The organism is Piscirickettsia salmonis LF-89 = ATCC VR-1361 (assembly GCF_000297215.2).
GTDB lineage: Bacteria > Pseudomonadota > Gammaproteobacteria > Piscirickettsiales > Piscirickettsiaceae > Piscirickettsia > Piscirickettsia salmonis.
Window position 1 is genome coordinate 1 of the sequence record NZ_AMFF02000267.1, and the last position, 1198, is coordinate 1198.

Annotated in this window: 2 protein-coding genes and 1 pseudogene; 2 read left to right on the top strand and 1 reads right to left on the bottom strand. The window is 39.9% G+C overall.

Annotated features, from left to right (window positions below; translation table 11 throughout):
- A pseudogene (locus C200_RS13995) lies at positions 1–180 on the bottom strand (IS3 family transposase); the annotation flags it as partial.
- A 113-nt stretch (positions 181–293) separates the two neighbouring features.
- On the opposite strand from C200_RS13995, the gene C200_RS15655 reads away from it, so the two are divergent.
- Together C200_RS15655 and C200_RS15255 are read left to right on the top strand one after the other, a co-directional pair.
- Positions 294–1040, top strand: a complete 747-nt coding sequence (locus C200_RS15655) for a transposase (protein ID WP_016212339.1) — start codon at positions 294–296, stop codon at positions 1038–1040.
- A gap of 18 nt (positions 1041–1058) precedes the next feature.
- Entirely contained in the window at positions 1059–1181 is a 123-nt protein-coding gene (locus C200_RS15255) for a hypothetical protein (RefSeq protein WP_457620995.1), read from the top strand.
- Positions 1182–1198 lie beyond the last annotated feature (17 nt).

A 1198-nucleotide genomic window follows, 5' to 3' on the forward strand; every position in this document is an offset into this window, starting at 1 on the left:
CGCCCACTCCAACTCCGCTGTGCGTTTGCCCAGTTGACGGTGAAGTTCATTCACTTCTTTTTCTTTGGTTTTAATTTCATCCTTAAACTCCGCCACAGCGCTATCGATATTAAAAGCCAGGCTTGCATTCGCTAAAAACACCTTTTTCCAGTTTTTAACAGTTTTAGGGACTAATGGCACTACCTTAAGAGCTAGATCTGAACAAAAACGCACTTTAGCGCAATAATCACTTGAAGTCAGCAACCGTATAAGGTTGTATATTTTCGTCTAACAACTCAGACGGAAACTGACAGATGCATTATGTAATTAATAAACTAAAATCACAAATTGAAAAACAAAAAGCAACCCTTTTAGATGATGAAGGAAGTCTAAGCATTGAAAGCCTTCTGTCCTCCGATAAGTTTCAAAGCATCATCAACAATTGCCGAAGCTTTAGATCGCGTTTTTATACGCCATTTGTAACACTCATACTATTTATACGGCAAGTACTCTCTCCAGATAAATCATGCAAAAATACGGTTGCTACTTTCCTTGCATCAGTGTCGACAGAGGATAATAATAACATCCCATCAAGCAATACAGGACCTTACTGTAAAGCACGTCAAAAGTTACCAATAGAAACGCTTGAATCACTCGTTAAACTCAGTGGAGATAGTTTATCTAAAAGCAGTAATGCACGTTGGAAGATTTATAATCGAGAGGTGAAGCTTATTGATGGGACAAGCCTTACGATGGCAGATAGCGAGGAAAATCAATCACGTTATCCTCAACATGATGCTCAAAAGGCAGGCGCAGGCTTCCCTATTATGCGACTTGTTGCCATTATGTCACTTACAACGGGAGGCATTATTGATTATGCAGTTGGCGCTTATAAAGGTAAAGGAACGGGTGAACACGCGCTGTTAAGACAAATTAAGGACAGCATTCATAAGGATGATATTGTGATGGGTGATCGGTATTTCCCTTGTTTTTTCGTGATGGGTGATTTGCGGCACTGTTGCGAAAAATTTAGATTTGAGTATGGTGTAGCAATCAACTGAAATTAAGAGTGAATTACTGTGGCTAGACGTAAACGATTTAAGAAGAATCAACCCTTTAAATGGAAGCACTACTCTGGTGAGATCATTCTTTGGTTGGTGCGTTGGTATGGCCGGTATGCCTTATCTGACACAGAGAAATGACAGGTGAAAGAGGTCTT

Excerpts from the sequence above, each read along its gene's own strand:
- C200_RS15655 (WP_016212339.1), top strand. The coding sequence starts at position 294 with ATGCATTATGTAATTAATAAACTAAAATCACAAATTGAAAAACAAAAA.